This window comes from Flavobacterium sp. GNP002 (genome assembly GCF_054343795.1).
In genome coordinates, this window is record NZ_JBTGUW010000001.1 from 2,273,254 (window position 1) to 2,292,930 (window position 19,677).

A 19,677-nucleotide genomic window follows, 5' to 3' on the forward strand; every position below is an offset into this window, starting at 1 on the left:
CTCAATGACAATATTTTTTTAATTTTTGCTACTTTCGCTCTATGGAAAACTTCAGAAATATAAACCCTGTAAAGGTGGATAAAACAACAATTATAAGCTTAGAAAAAGGGAAGTTGCCTCCTCAGGTTCTCGATTTAGAAGAGGCGGTGCTGGGTGCCATGATGATTGATAAAAAAGGTGTAGATGATGTGATTGACATTTTACAGCCTGATGCTTTTTACAAAGATGCACACAAACATATTTTTGAAGCTATTGTACAACTGTTTACAGAAACACAGCCTATTGACTTATTAACCGTTTCTGCCCAACTTAAAAAAAATGCAAAATTAGAGTTGGCAGGCGGTGATTTTTATTTAATTCAGCTTACGCAAAAGATTTCCTCTTCGGCACACATTGAATTTCACTCCAGAATCATTTTACAAAAATTTATTCAGCGTAGTTTGATTCGAATATCTTCTGAAATCATTGAAGAATCCTATGATGAAACAACAGATGTTTTTGATTTATTGGATAGAGCCGAATCCAAATTATACGAAGTAACACAAGGGAACATAAAACGTAGTTCCGAAACAGCACAGAGTTTAGTGTTACAGGCCAAGAAAAGAATCGAGGAAATTGCCGGTCAAGAAGGACTGAGTGGTGTTGCAACAGGTTTTGATAAATTAGATAAGATTACCTCAGGTTGGCAACCAAGTGATTTAATTATTATAGCGGCTAGACCAGCAATGGGTAAGACCGCATTTGTATTATCGATGGCTAGAAATATGGCAATTGATTTTGGGATGCCAGTTGCCTTATTTTCTTTGGAGATGGCATCGGTTCAGTTAATTACCCGTTTGATTTCTTCTGAGACAGGTTTGTCGTCGGAAAAATTACGTACCGGAAAACTGGAAAAGCACGAATGGGAACAATTGAGTACCAAAGTTAAGAATTTAGAAAAAGCACCTTTGTTTATTGATGATACGCCTTCATTGTCTATTTTCGATTTAAGGGCTAAAGCAAGACGTTTGGTTTCACAGCATGGTATCCGAATTATTATTGTCGATTACTTGCAATTGATGACAGCAGGAGGAAACGGAAAAGGAGGCGGAAATAGAGAGCAGGAGATTTCTACGATTTCCCGAAACTTAAAAGCATTGGCCAAGGAATTAAATGTTCCGGTTATTGCACTTTCGCAATTGTCGCGTGCGGTAGAAACGCGTGGGTCAAGTAAAAGACCTTTACTGTCGGATTTACGTGAATCGGGAGCGATTGAGCAAGATGCCGATATTGTATCGTTTTTATACCGTCCTGAATATTACAAAATTGATGAGTGGGATGATGATGAAGCTTCACCAACGACTGGTCAGGCAGAAATAATGATTGCTAAACACCGTAATGGTAGTATTGAAAACGTTCGATTGAAGTTTATTGGACATCTAGGAAAGTTTGACAATCTGGAAGATTTTAGTGGAGGATATGATGATTTACCTTCAAGTATGAATCAAGACGATAATCCTTTTATCACTAAAAATCTCCCTTCGGCTAATGAAGCTTTTGGAAGTAATTTGAATGATTTAGATGATGACAGCGACGTTCCGTTTTAGAAAATTAAACAAGTCAAATATTGTTTTTAGAATATAAACATTAAAAGCCTAAATCATCCATTTGATTTAGGCTTTTTAATGTTGTAATACATAGGATGTATTTTGTTAAAACAATAAAAAGTAGTAGTTTAGCTATCGATTTTTAATTTTAAAAATATAGTTTACCAAAACCTATCGCTTATGTTACAAGAAACTACTTCTGAAAACCATAAAGAAACCAAAACTGTAAATGCAATCCCTTTAAAAACTGCACAGAAATGGGCCAAGCGTTGGTCTAAAAAAGAAGGAGATTACAATAAACACCATCATGTCAATGCATTTTTGATTCCGAAAGTAGATTTACTAGAAGTTTTATCAGAAGGAGTAGATGCCGTGAGAGCTTATATTGGAGTGGATGATGCAGGCGTTGAAAAATTAATGATTGTAGGTACAAAATTCAATCCGGAAACAGGAATTTATGTCGATATGATTTCTGACACTTTTGGAAATTCAGCAGGAGGCCAAGATAATATATACGATTTTACAGAGCCTTGCCCGCCGGCGAGTGATCCTGAAAGTCCTCTAAATTCCTAATTGTTATGTGGATTTTATTTGCAAATATTGGGTATTTAATTTTATTTCTTAATCTGATTTTATTTATTAAAGGCTACCGTAATCACGGGAAAGCTTACTCACTTTTTACATGGTATCTTGGTGTGATTTTTTTAGTCCAAATGACTTCAATGACCTTGAAAAAATTCAATATTAGTAACTTATATCTCTCGCATTTTTATTTTATCGGTCAGTTTATATTTCTGAGCCTTTTTTACGTGAATATTTTAAAACAAGAATTGCAAAAAAGAATAGTGAAATTTTGTTTAATCACAACCCTATTAGCATTAGCTATACAATATGCATTTGACTTTTCTTTGTTTTTTAAATTTAATCTTTTCGAAATATTAATGACTTCCATATTATTGATTTTGTATGCCACTTTTCATTTTTACAATATGTTGAATGAAAAAAAAGAGTTCTATTTAATAAATATGGGTATTTTATTCTATTTGTTCGGAAGTACAATTTTGTTTCTGGTAGGGAATCTTACAATTGTTTTAAGTCCAAAAATGAATAAAATTACGTGGATTTTGAATAGCATATTGTATGTTTTGTATCAGATTTTTATATTGGTAGAATGGAAAAAAAGTTTTTCTAAAAAAAGAGAATTTAAAACAATTTTATGAAAGTCAATACACTGCAGGAAAGTGAAATAATTGAAATCATAGTGTATAGTTTTATCGCTTTCCTTCTGATGGGATTGGTTTTAATATTGTTTTTTTATTTTTCGAGAAAGAAAATTATTCAAAAGGAATTTGAAAAAAAGGATTTAGAAATCCAGTATCAAAAAGAACTTTTAAGCTCTGTAATTATTACTCAGGAAGAGGAACGCAAGCGTATTGCACAAGATTTGCATGACGATATTAGTTCTAAACTCAATATAGTTTCTTTAAACAGTCATTTGCTTACCACGCCTAATTTAACCGAGACTGAGGTAGTAGAAATTACGAACAACATTATTAATCTTACGGCCAAAGCACTAGATAATTCAAGGAAAATTGCACATGGTTTATTGCCTCCCGTTTTAGATAAATTTGGACTTCATGCAGGTGTAGAGGAATTGTGTTTGGAATTCAGTAGTTCCAAAGCCGTAAAGGTAAATTATGAAAATAAAACTGTATTTGATATTATAGACAATGATAAACATTTGCATGTATTTAGAATTTTACAAGAGCTGATGAATAATTCGTTGCGTCATGGAAAAGCATCTATGATCTCGATTATTTTTGAAAAAAAGAATGAAATGCATTGGTGTTTTTATACGGATGACGGGATTGGTTTTGAAATAAAAAATAATGAAAATCAGAAAGGTCTGGGGATGAAAAATATAGAAAGTAGAATTGCTTTTTTAAACGGTAAGATGACCTTGGATTCAGCAATAAATAAAGGAATTTCAGTAGTTTTTAATTTTTAAAAAATGAGCAAAACTATACAAATAATATTAGTCGATGATGAGATTCTTTTTAGAAAAGGTATCTCTTTTTTATTGGATCGCGAACCAAATATTGAGATTGTTTTTGAAGCTTCTAATGGAGATGAACTAATTTCTTTCCTTCAAAACAATAAAAATAGTCATCCAGATATTATTATCATGGATTTGAAAATGCCAATAATAAATGGAGTTGAGGCAACTAAGATTATTCGAAAAGAATTTCCTGAAATCAAAATTATTGCCCTGACCAGTTATGATTCAAAAACTTTTGTTGCTAATATGATTGATGTAGGAGCTGTTTCGTATTTAATAAAAAATACAACACCACAAGAATTATTGACAACAATAAATGAAGTCGCCTCAAAGGGATTTTATTATACGGATTATGTTATGAAAATCATTCAGGCCGATGTATTGACAAATAAAAAGACCAAGAGTAATTTTGACAACAACTTTCTTAGTCCACGTGAGATTGAAGTGCTTAAACTGATTTGTAACCAAAAAAGTACGTTGGAAATTGCAGAACTGCTTTTTATAAGTCCAAGAACAGTAGAAGGGCATAGAAATAATTTGTTGTTGAAAACCGAATCCAGAAATATTGCAGGTTTAGTGGTTTATGCCGTTCAGAATGAATTTATATTGCTGAACGATTAATATTATTCAAATTAATTGATTTTTTTTTTGAATGTTTACGTTAAGAAACCTGGAGTAATTTTTCTGTTCTTTTGTAGGTTTTAAATCGGAGTTTATATTCCTTTAAATCTCTTTCAAAAATTGTTTCCAATAAATTTTTTACGTTTTTTTTGCCTCTAAAATCCCTTAAATAAGACAATAAAAAAGCGGAAACTCTAATTGTTTTTGACTCGTGGTCAAATTCAGTTTCCAAACGAATAAAATCGTTGGTAACTTCAGTAAGTTGTTTTTCTATTTCTTCACAATTGAAAAAGTCAATAGTGTTTTTCTCCAATTCAAGGCTTCTTAATGCAAAATGGATTCTGTAGTCGACTTTGCTTACCGCTAATTTTTTTATAAAATCAGAGTAGAATGGATTCGTAATATATCCATAACCAATTCTAAATTTATACTTCCTTAAAATACCGTGTTCAATGTCATTTAATGAAAATACTGCACGTGCAATTTTGATTCTTTTCAGATTGAAAATTTCTTTTCCTAGTTTTTTTTCTTTTAAATTGATAAGGTAAAAAGCATTGTAAATATTTATCCAAAAAGTCTTTTTCAAATCATCCGTGTTTAAACTTTTTTCAAGTTTAGCTTGTCTGATATAAAAAAGTTGTCTCCTTAAGGTGACAGTATCTTTCCCTGATTTTGCAACAGAAAGAATTTCTTCTGATAAAGTTGTGTAATAGTTTTTCACAATAAAGGAGTATTGTATTTATAGTACTTAAAATGTATGTTAATTGAAAATAAACTGGTAACACAAGACATAGAAAGTAATGATGAGTATTATTAATATGACTATTACAACATTTGTCATAAGATTCTTAATACTGACAGGTTTGTTTTTTTTAGTTGAATTCATTATTAAATTTATCATCTTCATTGATTTATGGATATCTGCGAATTTAGGAATAGGAAATTGTTTGGCTATGAGTGTTTTTACGTGTTTTACCTCTAAACTTATTTTAGGAATCGATTTAATAGTTAAATTTCATGTATTTGAATTGCTTACTTTCTATCTTTGAGGTATAAAAATTAAAAATCGATGTCGAAGCCATTTCTATATATTCTTATTTTTTTGCTGACAATTACGGCAAAAGCTTCTTTTATTTTGTTGCCAATGGATGAAACGAGCCAACAGAATCATCTTAAAGCATACGGAATCACCTATTGGTGCTTAGATAAAAATTATAAAGCCAGTTGGTTACTTAACTATCGTGGAGGTTCTTTTTTATTGCCTGATGCTGAAGAAATTCGCAAAGAATGCCAAATTAGAGGAGTGAGTTTTGAGGTTATTTCAGATGGAGATCAATTGGCAATCTTGAACGAAATATCCAGTCCTTCCCAAAATATGGAATCAGTTGTACTGGAAAAAGCACCAAAAATTGCTGTTTATACCCCAAAAGGGAAACAACCTTGGGATGATGCGGTGACTATGGTATTGACTTATGCCGAAATTCCTTTTACACCAATTTATGATGAAGAAGTTTTAAGTGAACAATTGTTATTGTATGATTGGTTGCACTTGCATCATGAGGATTTTACGGGGCAATATGGCAAATTTTATGGAGCTTACAAAAATGCACCTTGGTATATCGAGCAAAAGAAAGATGCTGAGACACTGGCAAATAAATTAGGATTTCCTAAAGTATCTCAAGAAAAAGGAGCAGTTGCTAAGAAAATTAGGGATTTTGTCATAGGTGGAGGATTTATGTTTGCCATGTGTTCTGCAACGGATAGTTTTGATATTGCTTTGGCTGCAGATGGTGTTGATATTTGTGAAGCAATGTTTGATGGGGACCCGAGTGAAGGAAATTACCAATCAAAAATGAATTACACCAATTCATTTGCTTTCAAAGATTTTACTTTAGAAAGAAGACCGGAACAATATGAATTTTCAGATATTGATATGACTTCAAAACGAAGAGTTCCTATGGAGAAAGATTATTTTACATTAATGGAATTTTCGGCAAAATGGGATCCAATTCCTAGTATGCTTTGTCAAAATCATACGCAATTAGTAAAAGGATTCATGGGACAAACCACCGCATTTGATATTCCTTTAATTAAATCGAATATTTTGGTGATGGGCACTTGTGAGGTCAATGGTGAAGCACGTTACATTCATGGTCAAAAAGGGAAGGGAATGTTCACGTTTTATGGAGGTCATGACCCAGAAGATTTTCAGCACCAAGTAGGGGATCCACCAACGGTTCTGGATTTGCATCCTAATTCGCCAGGATATCGTCTGATTTTGAATAATGTATTATTTCCTGCAGCTAGAAAGAAAAAACTGAAAACGTAATCGTATCATTTTAAATATATCAAATTCTTTACATGAATTACAAAGTTATTTTACAAGAAATATATAATGAATCTGAAAAACTTACAACATTAGGGAAGGTTACTTCTTCCATTCCCGAATTAGCTAAGGTAAATCCTGATAAATTTGGAATACATTTAACGACAATTTCCGGCGAGGACTTTGCAATAGGTGATAGTGGGGAGAAATTTTCTATTCAAAGTATTTCTAAAGCACTGACTGTTGCATTAGCATTTTCTTTTTTGGATGAAAAAATATGGGAACGAGTAGGAGTCGAGCCATCAGGAAGTGCTTTTAATTCCTTAGTACAATTAGAATATGAAAAAGGAATTCCCCGAAATCCTTTTATCAATGCAGGAGCAATTGTTATTGCTGATATGCTTGTAACTCATTTAGAAAACCCAAAACAAGATTTTCTGGATTTTATAAGAATGATTTCTGGGAGTTCTGCAATTGAGTATAATTTAAAAGTAGCGCAATCTGAAAAAGATACTCGTTTCAGGAATGCTGCTTTAGCTAATTTTTTAAAATCTTTTGGAAATATAAATAACGATGTTGACGAAGTGCTGGATTTTTATTTTAATCAGTGTTCTATAGAAATGACATGTAAAGAATTAGCCCATTCCTTTTTCTTTCTTGCCAATGAAGGAAAAACTAAAGCTGGAATACCAATTTTAACGAAAAGTCAGGTAAAGAGACTCAATGCTTTGATGCAAACATGTGGCTTTTATGACGAGTCAGGCGAGTTTACTTATAAAGTGGGATTGCCGGGTAAAAGCGGAATTGGAGGAGGAATTGCGGCTTTGTACCCTAAGAATTTTGTAGTTGCCACTTGGAGTCCTCGACTTAATGAAAAAGGAAATTCAGAGTTAGGGATGAATGCTTTGGAATTATTGACTACTAAAACGGAAATGTCAATTTTCTAAAAATATAGTTGTTTAAAACGGTATGGTTTATAGCCCTGATAAAGCCGATATCCTTTGGAGAGGAACGAACAAAGATAAAGGCGAAAGCAGGAAATAGCTCCTGAATATTTATAATGTAATAAAATGCAGTTATCATTTATCTAAAAAAAAGCTACTTGTTACAGTAGCTTTTGTCATTTATTGAAAAAAATTAAACGATACCATGTTCATTTTCTTTGTCTAAATATTCTTGTACAATATCGATGGCATTAGTAACAACGTCGCTTAATGCGGTGATGAAACTTCCTTCTTCGGCACAATTTATGGCATGTCTAATAGCTTCAGTTTCTTTAGGGATAATCTCATAAGTTACCATTTTTTCAGAATTTTTGATTCCTTCGAGAATTAAATTAATAATTTCATCTTCGGTTCTTCCTCTTAGGTATTTTTCTTGTCGAATGATAATATGGTCAAACATTCGGGCAGCAATAGTTGCACAATCTTTGATATCTTCGTCGCGACGGTCTCCAACACCGGCAATAATTCCAATTTTTTTAGTAGCCTCAACACTTTGTAAATATTCTTCGACACCTTTATAACCGGAAGCATTGTGTGCAAAGTCAATCAATACTTTGAATTTTTTAAACTCAAAAATGTTCATACGGCCTGGTGTTTGGGCGGCACTTGGAATGAAAGTTTGTAATGACAAGCTGATATCTTCGGTTTTAAATCCCCATAAATAACTTGCTAAAGTGGCAGCAAGCACATTAGCAATCATGAATTTTGCTTTCCCGCCTAATGTTAGTGGGACATGAGTGGCACGTTCGATACGGATTTTCCATTCTCCTTTTTTGATGGTAATGTATCCGTTTTCATATACGGCAACTGTTTTTCCTTCGGCACAAAGTTTTTTGATAAAATCACTGTCTTCGCTTAAACTAAAATAAGCGACATTGCAATTCAAATCTTTGCCTATTTTTACACAATGTTCGTCATCTCCATTCAAAACTGCCCAACCATTTTTCTTGATGCTTTTGACAACCGTAGCTTTTACTCTGGCCAAATCGTCTAAAGTGTGAATGTCACTTAAACCTAGATGATCTTCCTGAATATTGGTAATGATTCCAATATCACAAAGGCTAAAACCTAAACCTGAACGAAGGATTCCTCCACGAGCAGTTTCCAGAACAGCAAATTCTACCGTTGGATCTCTCAAAACATATTCTGCACTTAGTGGTCCGGTTGTATCGCCTTTTTCCATCATGTGATTTTGAATATAAATCCCATCTGATGTAGTGAATCCTACTTTGAATCCATTATTTTTTACAATATGAGCCAAAAGTCGGGTGGTAGTCGTTTTTCCATTGGTTCCTGTAACTGCAATTATAGGAATGCGACACGATTTCCCCGGAGGATACAACATGTCAATTACTGGCGAGGCGACATTTCTTGGCAATCCTTCGGAAGGAGCAAGGTGCATTCTAAACCCTGGAGCCGCATTGACTTCCAGAATTACACCACCATTTTCTTTTAACGGTTGTGTTAAATTCTCGGCCATGATATCAACTCCACACACATCGAGTCCAATTACTCTTGAAATTCTTTCGGCAAGAAAGATGTTTTCTGGGTGCATCATATCAGTTACATCCACAGAAGTTCCACCAGTGCTTAAGTTTGCAGTAGATTTTAGGAATACAATTTCACCAATTTTAGGGATTGTTTCTAATGTGTAGCCTAGTTTTTCTAATAGATCTTCAGTATCTCTATCGACATCAATTTGAGTTAGCACATTTTCATGGCCATATCCTCTTCTTGGATCTAGATTTGTTGTTTCAATTAATTCTTGAATAGTATCTTTTCCGTTTCCAATTACATGTGCAGGAACTCGTTTTGCAGCAGCAACTAATTTATTATCAATTACCAATATTCTAAAGTCGAATCCGGTAATAAATTTTTCTACAATGATTCGTTTGCTGTATTCTTTGGCGAAAGCCAAGCCTGAAACGGCATCTTCCCAATTAGTAACATTGATTGAAGCACCTTTTCCGTGATTTCCATCCAATGGTTTTAACACGATAGGATAGCCAATTTTTTTTATGGTCTCTGCCAAATCGTCTTCGTCTACACAAATACTTCCGCTGGCAACAGGAATTGATGCCATATCCAACATTTTTTTTGTAAGCTCTTTATTGCAAGCAATATCAACCGCAATACTGCTTGTTTTGCAAGTGATTGTTGCCTGAAAACGCATTTGATTGATTCCATATCCTAATTGAACCAAAGAATTAGTTCCTAATCTTATCCAGGGAATATTTCTGGAAACGGCTTCTTCTACAATACTTCCGGTACTTGGTCCAAGTCGTACACGTTCACGTATTTCCCGCATTTTCTGTAAGTCGGCATTTAAATCATAATCTGTTCCGGCAATTAAAGCTTCTGCAATGGCAACAGAAGATTCTGCTGCAAAAAGACCCACATTTTCTTCGGTATAACTAAAGACGACATTATAAGTTCCAGGAGTTTTAGTTTCTCGAGTTCTTCCAAATCCAGTTTCCATGCCTGCTAAAGACTGAATTTCAAGAGCAATATGTTCAATCACATGGCCCATCCAGGTACCACGTTCTACTCTGGAAAAAAATCCACCGCGACAGCCTTCAGAACAACGATGTTCAATCATCGTAGGAAACATAGCTTCAATACGTTCTTTAAATCCTTCAATTTTATTAGTTGGAAACTGTTCCATTTCTTCCAAATCCAATCGCATTTGGATTAATTTTTTTCTTTGTATGCTCCATATATTGGGACCGCGTAGGGCTTGTACTTTGATTATTTTCATAAAAAGGGGTATTATTTTTTGGAATAGGATTAATAGGTAATGGTTTGTTTTAAAATTAATATGGTCTGTTTCTTTTTAAAAGAAGACGATAATGTGTTTTTGTTTTTGAAAATGCATAGAACTAAATTAAAAGTAGCTTTTTATAAAAAGGAATCAAAATTTATTTTCTTAAAAATAAACAATTAATATTGAGTTTGTGATAATTAAAAAAAAAAGCATAGTTCAATAGCTCCTTTTATCTTTTTGGTTATTTTTGCCAAATGAATATACTAGGAAAACTAATAATAATAGGAGGTGCTGTAGATAAAGGAAGTTTTACTGAAACCGATTTGGATAAAAATGCAACTAGCAATTTAAACTTTTTTGAAACTGGCATTTTAAAAAGGATACTAAACGAATCAAAACACAAAGAAAATTCACGAATCGAAGTCATTACAACCGCTTCAATCATTCCACGCGAAATAGGCCCTGAATATGTTAAGGCTTTTGAATATTTGAATGCTAAAAATGTAGATATACTTACTATTGAAAGACGGGAACAAGCTGCAGATGAAGAAGTTTTGGCCCGATTAAAAGCAGCGGATATTGTTATGTTTACCGGAGGCGATCAATTGCGATTGACTTCCATTCTTGGAGGAACACTATTTCATGATATTTTATTGGATAAATACCATAATGAAGAATTTATTTATGCCGGAACTTCAGCAGGAGCAGCAGCGGCATCTAATACTATGATTTATCAAGGCAGTAGCTCCGAAGCTTTATTGAAAGGTGAAGTAAAAATTTCAAGTGGATTAGGTTTAATTGATGGAGTTATTATCGATACCCATTTTGTACAGCGCGGGCGAATTGGCAGACTTTTTCAAGCTGTTGTAGGTAATCCTAGAGTACTGGGAATAGGACTTGGTGAAGATACGGGTTTGTTGATTACCAATAATACCCAAATGGAAGCCATAGGTTCCGGGTTGGTTATTTTGGTTGATGGTCGTGAAATAAAAGACACTAATTTGACGAAAGTAGAATTAGGCCAACCAATATCAATCTCACATTTGGTAACACATGTTATGAGTAAATTCGATACTTATAATCTTGAAACACATAAAATGCATATTCAATCGTCACACTACGTATAAATAAGATAGCAATTTAGTATTTAGAGAACTGTCTAAATCTAGAATCTGCACCCCATACATTATGAAACTAATCATACACGGAGGTTTTTTTTCGGAATCATCCACCAATCACGAAACAAAAGTTGCTAAACAAAATGCATTAGAGCGAATTGTAAAAGATGCGTATGATTTTTTAAAAACACATTCTGCATTGGAAACGGTTGTTTATGCAGTTTCACTTTTGGAAGATGATGAATTGTTTAATGCGGGAATAGGTTCCCAAATTCAAAGTGACGGAAAAATCAGAATGAGCGCTGCAGTTATGGATGGTGAAAACCAGAAAATGAGCGGTGTTATCAATATAGAAGAAGTGAAAAATCCGGTTCAGGTGGCTCAAATATTGATGCAGTATGACGATAGGGTTTTAGGAGGAAGTGGAGCGACTAATTTTGCAAGAGAGAATGGTTTTGAAGCTTTTTCAACTGAGATTCCACAACGTCGAGCGGAATATGAAGCAAAGCTAAAATCTATAGGAACCGGAACTGTGGGTTGCGTAGCTTTAGATACAAATGGAAAAATTGCTGTAGCGACTTCCACAGGAGGAAAAGGATTTGAAATTCCCGGACGCATTTCAGATTCGGCTACTGTAGCGGGTAATTATGCCAATGCTTTTTGCGGTGTGAGTTTAACAGGAGTAGGTGAGGACATTGTAAGTAATGGCACCGCTACAAAAATTGTGACTCGTGTTACTGATGGTTTTACATTGCCAGAAGCCTTTACTAAAACGTTCAACGAGCTAAAACCTTATGATGGTTTTGCAGGCGCAATTGCTATCGATAATAAAGGAAATATGTTTCATCAGGACTCGCATCCCAGTATGGTTTTTGCTAGTTTTGACGGAGATAATTTTGAAGTTTTTGACTAATTTAATTCAAAGAAAATTCAAACCAAATAGGAATATGATCTGATATTATTCGGGCTTCTTTTAATGAATTAAAGTTTTTATAAAAAGGAATAATTCCAGAATTTATAGTTTTGATTTTTGAAGTTTTATAGTACATATTGTCAAATTCGGATGCTAGACATTTACCATTTTTGCATTCTTGTTTCAAAGAGGTTTTCTGATTAACCAAAATCGATTGATACCCCATTTTTTTTAAAGGATTAAAAACTGTGTGAGATTGCGGACAATTAAAATCTCCAGCAAATATTAAATTCAAGTTGGGATATTCATCTGGTAGAAATTTAAAATATTTAATTTCGGTTTCAGGTTGCCTATTTTTAGTAATAGCATGAAAATTAACGACAGTGAATTGCTTGTTTTCATATTGGAACGTACAAAAATAAGGTTCTCGATCAATCTCTAGATGGTATTTTTTTTCGAGCCAAGCGTTACCAATCTTTTTTAATTTGCTGGTTTTCCAAATAAACGCATAGCGTTCCGTTTTGTAAGCACTGCTGCTTGTTGGGTCACTAATTACATAATCCCATTTAGCTCCCTTGCGATTGAGTTCATCCGCTAATCTGGCTACTGCTTGAGCACCACCATAACCAGCTATAACTTCTTGAATAGCAATAATGTCATAGTCACGAAGTGTATTAGCGATATAGTTTATCGTTTTGTCTGATTTAGATTTTCCAAGATTTTCTATGTTCCAAGAAAGGAGCTTAGTTTGTGAGAAACAAAAGGTTGAAATAAGAAAAAGTAGCAGGGAAAAGAGGGGTTTCATAAATTTTAATTAGCGAATATTGCTACTTTCTCCTTTATGTAAACTAAGCAATTTAAAGTTAGGATAGTTAATGGGAGTTTTTTAATGTTTTGATCTTTTTAGGCGTAATCTTTTACAGCAATTTAGAAACGAAAGTTAAATCATTTAATTAAGAATAAGTTCTTTTTTAAAGTATCTATTCATACTAAAAATTAAAGTTCGGTTTCATTACTCTTTTTTGTTTTATAATTGTAAATCTCTTTTTGAACACAATTAACAAGATTAATTGTTTCATATCTTGATTTTGTAGATGCCTTTTTTTCATAAGTCTCACTATTTTTTAAACGTATGATTAAACCGTAATTTTTAAAATTATTCATTTTAAAAAAAATTGCAATAATGCTCAAGAAAACTAAAAGCGGGATTATGTCAATTTTCAGAAACAAATATGAAAATAGTGCCAGACAAATTGCTGAGAAACTAATTAAAAGCGTGTAAACTGGTTTTATTTTATTTTTTGTAATGTAAATCTTATCTAATTCAGAAAATAATATTTCTTTATTTGTTTTTGATTTATATTTCAAAATTACTCCATTTTCAACTATAGTTATTTCCTCGAATTTAGCATTATTAATCATGTTTTTATTCCTAATCTGTTAATTAATTTTTTGTATTTTAGAATCGATAGAATGATGTCTTGCCCATGATTTTTTTCAGTGGTTTTGATACATGTTTTTTATCTCCTTTTCCAGATTTTATATACTAAATAAATGAGGCATAGAGAACCGAAAAGAATTATTGTTATATGCGCGGCGTATAATAGATTAGATTTTAAAACAATTAATGACTTCATTGGTTTATTTTTTTATTGGAACAAAACTACATGCTTAAAAAGATATTATTTTACGGTTTTCCTCATTTGAAACAAAAAATAAAAAGTGTTTTATTCCAAAACAAAAGTATGAGTTTTTGAGTAGACAATTTTTCCTTTTCGATGTCTTGAAGAATGTTTTACTGGGAGTTGTTTATTAGAAATGTTTAGGGTGTTATTTATTGGCTCATCAAATTTATATGATGAATGATTATTTCTATTGATCATTAGTTGCTTTTCATTCACATCATATTTATTTTGTGGATCTCTTTTTTTTTCGGGTTGTTTTTTTGAAATATAAGCGAATGATGCTATAAATATCAAGAGTCCTACAACTATGATTTTTTTCATTTATTCTTAAATAGTATATTAATTACAACATGCATTCACTATTTTTTCTCGAATTTTAAAAACCTTTGTAAGTTGCTTTTTTGTTAATAGCTCTTTCTCAATTCCTCTATTCAGTTTTTTACTCAAGCTCTCGGATTTTACTTTCAAATAGGGATATTTTGATAATGAAATGCTATTGCCTTTAAGAGATTTTTTATAATGTATGAGATATTCTTTGACGTAATTATTATAGTCATTGAGTTTTTTATCCCATTTATTAAGTATTATTTCTTCTTTGTTGTTTTCTAGTACGTTCTGAATGGATATATTTTCGTTTTTCTTCATGACCTAAATTGTTTTTTTGAAAATGGCTTAAATTTTTTTAAACATCAAAAGTAACTTTGATAAAAGAGAATTCGTTACGGGAATCCGTAAACCATTAAAAAATTAAATACCAGAATACTATATAGGTTCTCGCAGCTTATTAAATATTCTAAAATTGGGAATTAGTGCATTGAAATGAAAAACTATTATATTTTTATCCAATTGCTTGCAATCCAGTCTAATAATTGAGATCTGTAGATTTCGTTTTCCAAAGAGGGATGTTGTAAAAAGCTTTCTGCTTTTTGAAAACTTGCTTTGGTTTTAGGAACTTTATATTTCTTTAGAAACTGATTACAGAAATGAATTACTTCAAACTCTTCTGTTTTATCAACATAAATCCTATCAATAACTTCGATAGTTTTAGGATAATCATTAGCATCTATTGTTTGTGAATATCCAGTAAATGCTAAGTCTTCTTTCGTGAAATCTGCCATTTTGTATGATTTAAAGTTTTATTGGTCAAACCTAATATCTTTAGAAACCATTTCTTTACGGAAAACCGTAAAAGGGGTAAATTATTTTAAAAAAAAAAATAATAGATTCAATTTCTAGGATTTGAAATTATTATTTTTCTTAAAATGACTTTTATTTATTTTTCATGCCCTTTTTTATAAGAGAGGGAAAAATTAGTTTAAACTAAACCTAAATCTTTGGTAATAGCAATAAGATGTACATTATTACTGGCTTTGAAATATATTTTTAATTTGTTGATTCGTTTTTCAAGACTGCTGCTACCATTTGGAATAATTCCGGAGTCTTTAAATTCGGATGAAATATCCTCAAGAGTTAAGCCTTTGGACAATGATTTCAAAAGTGAAATGTCATAGGATTCAATTTCAAAAAGTGATTTATCTCTTAAAGCATGAGATATTTCCGCTGATGGTTTTATTTCCTCATTGTTATATATGTGTTGAATCGATTTTTTTAGTTCAGGAATACTATCTCTTCCTTTAGATACATAGGCATTAATTCCCAAGTTATTGAATAATGATTTTATTCTAAAAGATTTGTCTTCTATTGAGAATACTATAGTTTTGATGTTGGGTTGAACTTTTTTTACTGCCTCAATTAATTCTTCACCGGAGTTCAGCTTATTTTCTCTATGATCTGGTTTAAATGATAAATCACTAATTAATAAGTCATAGGGCTGATTGTCATGAAGTGCTTTTTTTATTTTTAAAAAAGCATCATCACAGTATTTGGCATGGTGAATTTCTAATATAGAAACTTCTTCCAGAGCTTTAACAACTGCTATGCTAATACTATCTAAATCTTCTGCTATTAAAACTTTGTGGAACATAGAATGGAGTATTATATTGGAATAATAAATTGTACTTTAAATCCTTTATTTGATTTAGTTTCAAAAGTAATTATTCCTTTTATAGCCTGAATACGGTTTTCCACATTTTGAAGACCATTTTTTGAATTTAATTGTTTTATTGTTGCTCCAACTCCGTTATCGGTATAATCTATCTGTAATTTTTTTTCATTTTGTTTGAAAGTCAGAACAACTAAACTGCATTGACTGTGCTTTTTCATGTTGATAAGCAATTCTTGAATCACACGATAAATGATGATTTTTTTGTTACTCTCTATAGCCAACCAATCAACCAAATCTATACCATTGGTTAAAACATTCACATTATCAGTATTGAATCCAGACATCATTTCTTTTAAATGAGACACAAATAATGCTCCTGTTTCTACTGTGCTGTTTTCACGGGATATATTTCGTGTTCGGGAATAAATAGTATCCAGATTAGTAAGTAATATTTCTTTATTCTGGCTGGTTGATAAATCTTGTGTTTCCGCAAAAGCCATAGTATGATAGACATCGTTCGCCAACTCATCATGAAGTTTCTTAGCAATTCGAGTTTCAGTATTGTAAGAGGTTTTTATTTTTTCTCTTTTATTTTTGGCTAGCAGATAATTATATACAAAAACACTTATCATAATTATAATTCCAACGGCTAAGTATAATATTAAATTTCTGTTTTTTTGTTGTTCTAACAGAAGTGCATTTTCGGTCTTTTGCGTTTTTAGACTTTGATTCTCTTCTCTCTCTTTTTTGGAATCGTATTTGATTTTGGCAAATTGATTTTTGGCCTTTTGTCTGACTTTATTTATGCTGTCATTGATGCGCAGGTGTAATATTGAGAATTCTTTCGATTCATTTCCCGAGCTATTCTCTATTAATAATGCTAATGATTTTAAGCGATCATCAACACTGTTTATTTTGGTTGCTTTCTCATAGGCTAAATGGGCATAATCATTGGATAGCTTGGATTTGTTTTTTTTATGAAATTCTGAAAGATGCATATAACTCGAGATCATACCAAAGTCATCTTTTATCTGTTTTCTTATTTTCAAAGATTGATTTAAATGGTCAAGACTTTTTGAATTACCTATTTTATAATAGGAATAGCCTAAATTATCGAGTACTCGGGCATAGTTTTCGGAGTTATTAAGAATTTCTTTTTTTAGAGTCAGAGGCATTAGGGTTTGTATGGCGCGCTGATAATCGTGCATGTCCATATATACAACTGCGACATTGTTTTGAAGAATTGCTTTTTGTAATTCATCTGTGGCTTCTTGATAAGCTAGGTTGTAGTTAATAATAGCATTGTCAAAGTCCAATAGGTTCTCATAATTGATCCCCAATATATTGTAAACAGCACACTTGTAATAGGGATTTGTGGTTTTTTGAAAAAAAGAAATGGCTTCAGTAGCCGTAGTTTCACTACTTGAATAATCGCCTTCATTTTGTTGAATAATGGACATTTTCAGTAATGAATAAATTAACTTTTCACTATCCGTTGTTAAATTATAAGCTAATTTTGATTTGTTGTAATAATAAAAGGCACTATCATTTTCTTGATTTACCAGATGTTTTTCTGCAAGAGTAAAATAGGCAGAAAAATTGGGATTTGCTTTAGGTTTGCTATTATTTGGTTGTTCCTTTTTACAGGAGGACAACGCAAAAAACATTGCCAGGAAAAGAATAATAATCGGGAAATGTAACTTTTTTTGTAGCATTTCCCGAAAATACAGAATTTAATTAGAATATGAAAACGATCTAATCAAACAATTTATATTATGGTTTTGGAGGAGGAATGGGAGTTTGCCCATTTTGTCCACCGATATCATTAGCCTGGACATCTGCAGCTATTAGTTGTTCATTATTGTTTGGAGTTGTTTCCATTTCATCATTGGTATAGGAAACTAAGGCAACGCTTACGATGATTTAACAAGATAGTAATATTATTCTTTTCATTTTTAGGACCTGCTATCTCTTTTTTGTTTCTCTTCCTATGTTTGTTTTTTTGCTTGACCGAATGTAGAACTTGTAATAGATAAAAACATAATAGATGGAAAGCGTGTGGATTTTAATTTAATCATTAATGATAATCGATAGTAATTATTGCTTATTTTTTTATTTAGAATAAATTTTAAAACAAAAAAACCCCAATCTTTCGATTGAGGTTTCTATATAAGTAAGTAATCTAAATTGAGTTTATAAAACGTTTATTTTACTTTGTTAAGTATTGCTTTGAAAGCATCTGGGTGATTCATTGCTAAATCGGCAAGAACTTTACGGTTCAATTCGATATTGTTAGCTTTCAATTTCCCGATGAATTGAGAATAAGACATTCCTTCCAATCTAGCTCCAGCGTTGATACGTTGAATCCATAAAGCACGGAAATTTCTTTTATTCACTTTTCTGTCACGGTAAGCGTAGCACATTGCTTTCTCTACCGCATTCTTAGCAACTGTCCAAACGTTTTTACGTCTACCAAAGAAACCTTTGGCTTGCTTCATTATTTTTTTTCTTCTTGCTCTTTTAGCAACTGAATTTACCGATCTTGGCATAATTTTACTGTTTTTTTGTAGCAGGCGGCTTGAATTTAATCAAAAGCACTTAATGGCCATACTCCAAGGTTATTTTAAATTGTTTTAACCTAAAGATTATTTAGTCAAAAATTTTAAAGTGGAATATCAAAAGTCTTTAAGACTTTTGACTTACAACTTTAAGACTTAATTAAATAATTCTTAATTGTTGTTTGATGCTTTTCATATCCGTTTTGTGAACTAACGCTGAGTGAGTCAAAGCTAATTTACGTTTTTTAGACTTTTTAGTCAAAATGTGACTTTTAAAAGCATGCTTTCTTTTAATCTTTCCAGAACCAGTAACTTTAAAACGTTTCTTGGCGCTAGATTTGGTTTTCATTTTAGGCATTTTTTCCTAGTGTTTTAATTTATTCTTACTTACTTATCTTCTTTTAGCCGGAAAGTTTGTAAAATCTTAAATTCGAAAGTTAAATACTTTAGACTTTAAGACTTTCGACTTTAAGACTTATTTCTTCTTCTTAGGAGCAATGAACATAATCATTCTCTTTCCTTCAAGAACGGGCATCGCTTCCACTTTACCAAATTCTTCAAGATCTGTAGCTAATCTTAACAATAAGATTTGACCTTGATCTTTATAGATAATCGAACGTCCTTTAAAGAAAACAAATGCTTTCAATTTTGCTCCTTCTTTCAAGAACTTCTCAGCATTCTTTCTCTTAAATTCGTAATCATGCTCATCTGTTTGAGGTCCAAAACGAATCTCCTTAACGACTACTTGTGTAGATTTCGCTTTCAGGATTTTATCACGTTTCTTTTGCTCGTAAACAAATTTCTTGTAATCCATGATTTTACAAACCGGTGGATCAGCATTTGGTGAAATCTCAACTAAATCCAATTCAAATTGGTCAGCTAATCTTAAAGCTTCCGAAAGTTTAAAAACTCCAGGCTCAATATTTTCACCTACAAGTCTTACTTCTTGTACACCACGAATAAGGCTGTTTATTCTGTGGGCATCTTTTTTTTCTACGCGAGGTTGGTAACCTCTGTTGCTTCTTATTGCTATGACTT

General features: G+C 32.2%; 20 protein-coding genes. 8 read left to right on the top strand and 12 right to left on the bottom strand.

Features of this window, described 5'->3' with window-relative positions; translation table 11 throughout:
- Positions 1-41: 41 nt before the first annotated feature.
- The 4 genes from dnaB (at position 42) to ACXX80_RS10030 (ending at position 4,266) form a co-directional block, all read left to right on the top strand.
- On the top strand, positions 42-1,586 hold the full coding sequence (dnaB, locus tag ACXX80_RS10015) for a replicative DNA helicase (RefSeq protein WP_114752849.1): 1,545 nt from the start codon (positions 42-44) through the stop codon (positions 1,584-1,586).
- Positions 1,587-1,766: 180 nt separating this feature from the next.
- Complete coding sequence (locus tag ACXX80_RS10020; protein ID WP_458553076.1) at positions 1,767-2,159, top strand: hypothetical protein; 393 nt, start codon at positions 1,767-1,769, stop codon at positions 2,157-2,159.
- Between the two features lie 643 nt (positions 2,160-2,802).
- A complete protein-coding gene (locus ACXX80_RS10025; RefSeq protein WP_458553077.1) occupies positions 2,803-3,594 on the top strand; it encodes a sensor histidine kinase in 792 nt (263 codons plus the stop codon).
- A gap of 3 nt (positions 3,595-3,597) precedes the next feature.
- Positions 3,598-4,266, top strand: coding sequence for a response regulator transcription factor (locus ACXX80_RS10030; protein WP_458553078.1), 669 nt, complete (start codon positions 3,598-3,600; stop codon positions 4,264-4,266).
- A 40-nt stretch (positions 4,267-4,306) separates the two neighbouring features.
- On the opposite strand, the gene ACXX80_RS10035 is transcribed toward ACXX80_RS10030, so the two are convergent.
- Positions 4,307-4,987 (bottom strand): DUF547 domain-containing protein, encoded by a 681-nt coding sequence (locus ACXX80_RS10035; protein WP_458553079.1) that lies wholly within the window; start codon positions 4,985-4,987, stop codon positions 4,307-4,309.
- 348 nt (positions 4,988-5,335) lie between these two features.
- On the opposite strand from ACXX80_RS10035, the gene ACXX80_RS10040 reads away from it, so the two are divergent.
- Complete coding sequence (locus ACXX80_RS10040; RefSeq protein ID WP_417982734.1) at positions 5,336-6,595, top strand: asparagine synthetase B; 1,260 nt, start codon at positions 5,336-5,338, stop codon at positions 6,593-6,595.
- Between the two features lie 32 nt (positions 6,596-6,627).
- Complete coding sequence (locus ACXX80_RS10045; RefSeq protein ID WP_458553080.1) at positions 6,628-7,539, top strand: glutaminase; 912 nt, start codon at positions 6,628-6,630, stop codon at positions 7,537-7,539.
- Positions 7,540-7,729: 190 nt separating this feature from the next.
- Here ACXX80_RS10045 and cphA read toward each other — a convergent pair whose 3' ends face one another.
- Positions 7,730-10,354 carry a cyanophycin synthetase gene (gene cphA / locus ACXX80_RS10050; protein WP_458553081.1) on the bottom strand — a complete coding sequence of 875 codons (2,625 nt, stop codon included), beginning with the start codon at positions 10,352-10,354 and terminating at the stop codon, positions 7,730-7,732.
- A gap of 260 nt (positions 10,355-10,614) precedes the next feature.
- Here cphA and ACXX80_RS10055 point away from each other — a divergent pair, with 260 nt between their 5' ends.
- Positions 10,615-11,487: a cyanophycinase gene (locus ACXX80_RS10055; protein ID WP_458553082.1), complete on the top strand. Its 873-nt coding sequence runs from the start codon at positions 10,615-10,617 to the stop codon at positions 11,485-11,487.
- 61 nt (positions 11,488-11,548) lie between these two features.
- Positions 11,549-12,391: an isoaspartyl peptidase/L-asparaginase gene (locus ACXX80_RS10060; RefSeq protein WP_458553083.1), complete on the top strand. Its 843-nt coding sequence runs from the start codon at positions 11,549-11,551 to the stop codon at positions 12,389-12,391.
- Position 12,392: 1 nt separating this feature from the next.
- On the opposite strand, the gene ACXX80_RS10065 is transcribed toward ACXX80_RS10060, so the two are convergent.
- From ACXX80_RS10065 to infC, 10 genes are all read right to left on the bottom strand, one after another.
- Positions 12,393-13,196, bottom strand: coding sequence for an endonuclease/exonuclease/phosphatase family protein (locus ACXX80_RS10065; protein WP_458553084.1), 804 nt, complete (start codon positions 13,194-13,196; stop codon positions 12,393-12,395).
- Positions 13,197-13,387: 191 nt separating this feature from the next.
- Positions 13,388-13,813, bottom strand: coding sequence for a hypothetical protein (locus ACXX80_RS10070; protein WP_458553085.1), 426 nt, complete (start codon positions 13,811-13,813; stop codon positions 13,388-13,390).
- A gap of 305 nt (positions 13,814-14,118) precedes the next feature.
- Complete coding sequence (locus ACXX80_RS10075) at positions 14,119-14,397, bottom strand: hypothetical protein (protein WP_458553086.1); 279 nt, start codon at positions 14,395-14,397, stop codon at positions 14,119-14,121.
- Positions 14,398-14,415: 18 nt separating this feature from the next.
- Positions 14,416-14,721 (bottom strand): hypothetical protein, encoded by a 306-nt coding sequence (locus ACXX80_RS10080; RefSeq protein WP_458553087.1) that lies wholly within the window; start codon positions 14,719-14,721, stop codon positions 14,416-14,418.
- A gap of 185 nt (positions 14,722-14,906) precedes the next feature.
- A complete protein-coding gene (locus ACXX80_RS10085) occupies positions 14,907-15,194 on the bottom strand; it encodes a hypothetical protein (RefSeq protein WP_315211723.1) in 288 nt (95 codons plus the stop codon).
- Between the two features lie 197 nt (positions 15,195-15,391).
- Positions 15,392-16,060 (bottom strand): DNA-binding transcriptional response regulator, encoded by a 669-nt coding sequence (locus ACXX80_RS10090; RefSeq protein ID WP_458553088.1) that lies wholly within the window; start codon positions 16,058-16,060, stop codon positions 15,392-15,394.
- A gap of 11 nt (positions 16,061-16,071) precedes the next feature.
- A complete protein-coding gene (locus ACXX80_RS10095) occupies positions 16,072-17,796 on the bottom strand; it encodes a tetratricopeptide repeat-containing sensor histidine kinase (RefSeq protein ID WP_458553089.1) in 1,725 nt (574 codons plus the stop codon).
- A gap of 489 nt (positions 17,797-18,285) precedes the next feature.
- Entirely contained in the window at positions 18,286-18,630 is a 345-nt protein-coding gene (gene rplT / locus ACXX80_RS10100) for a 50S ribosomal protein L20 (RefSeq protein ID WP_099716008.1), read from the bottom strand.
- A gap of 169 nt (positions 18,631-18,799) precedes the next feature.
- Positions 18,800-18,997 (bottom strand): 50S ribosomal protein L35, encoded by a 198-nt coding sequence (gene rpmI, locus ACXX80_RS10105; RefSeq protein WP_022827375.1) that lies wholly within the window; start codon positions 18,995-18,997, stop codon positions 18,800-18,802.
- Between the two features lie 117 nt (positions 18,998-19,114).
- Positions 19,115-19,672, bottom strand: coding sequence for a translation initiation factor IF-3 (infC, locus tag ACXX80_RS10110; RefSeq protein ID WP_369800971.1), 558 nt, complete (start codon positions 19,670-19,672; stop codon positions 19,115-19,117).
- Positions 19,673-19,677 lie beyond the last annotated feature (5 nt).

Bases quoted from the DNA above. Each gene is read 5' to 3' on its own strand.
- ACXX80_RS10085 (WP_315211723.1), bottom strand. From the start codon at position 15,194: ATGGCAGATTTCACGAAAGAAGACTTAGCATTTACTGGATATTCACAA.
- ACXX80_RS10020 (WP_458553076.1), top strand. From the start codon at position 1,767: ATGTTACAAGAAACTACTTCTGAAAACCATAAAGAAACCAAAACTGTA.
- ACXX80_RS10075 (WP_458553086.1), bottom strand. From the start codon at position 14,397: ATGAAAAAAATCATAGTTGTAGGACTCTTGATATTTATAGCATCATTC.
- ACXX80_RS10090 (WP_458553088.1), bottom strand. From the start codon at position 16,060: ATGTTCCACAAAGTTTTAATAGCAGAAGATTTAGATAGTATTAGCATA.
- ACXX80_RS10065 (WP_458553084.1), bottom strand. From the start codon at position 13,196: ATGAAACCCCTCTTTTCCCTGCTACTTTTTCTTATTTCAACCTTTTGT.
- ACXX80_RS10025 (WP_458553077.1), top strand. From the start codon at position 2,803: ATGAAAGTCAATACACTGCAGGAAAGTGAAATAATTGAAATCATAGTG.
- ACXX80_RS10040 (WP_417982734.1), top strand. From the start codon at position 5,336: ATGTCGAAGCCATTTCTATATATTCTTATTTTTTTGCTGACAATTACG.
- ACXX80_RS10070 (WP_458553085.1), bottom strand. From the start codon at position 13,813: ATGATTAATAATGCTAAATTCGAGGAAATAACTATAGTTGAAAATGGA.
- rplT (WP_099716008.1), bottom strand. From the start codon at position 18,630: ATGCCAAGATCGGTAAATTCAGTTGCTAAAAGAGCAAGAAGAAAAAAA.
- ACXX80_RS10080 (WP_458553087.1), bottom strand. From the start codon at position 14,721: ATGAAGAAAAACGAAAATATATCCATTCAGAACGTACTAGAAAACAAC.
- rpmI (WP_022827375.1), bottom strand. From the start codon at position 18,997: ATGCCTAAAATGAAAACCAAATCTAGCGCCAAGAAACGTTTTAAAGTT.
- ACXX80_RS10030 (WP_458553078.1), top strand. From the start codon at position 3,598: ATGAGCAAAACTATACAAATAATATTAGTCGATGATGAGATTCTTTTT.
- ACXX80_RS10045 (WP_458553080.1), top strand. From the start codon at position 6,628: ATGAATTACAAAGTTATTTTACAAGAAATATATAATGAATCTGAAAAA.
- ACXX80_RS10060 (WP_458553083.1), top strand. From the start codon at position 11,549: ATGAAACTAATCATACACGGAGGTTTTTTTTCGGAATCATCCACCAAT.
- cphA (WP_458553081.1), bottom strand. From the start codon at position 10,354: ATGAAAATAATCAAAGTACAAGCCCTACGCGGTCCCAATATATGGAGC.
- dnaB (WP_114752849.1), top strand. From the start codon at position 42: ATGGAAAACTTCAGAAATATAAACCCTGTAAAGGTGGATAAAACAACA.
- ACXX80_RS10095 (WP_458553089.1), bottom strand. From the start codon at position 17,796: ATGCTACAAAAAAAGTTACATTTCCCGATTATTATTCTTTTCCTGGCA.
- ACXX80_RS10055 (WP_458553082.1), top strand. From the start codon at position 10,615: ATGAATATACTAGGAAAACTAATAATAATAGGAGGTGCTGTAGATAAA.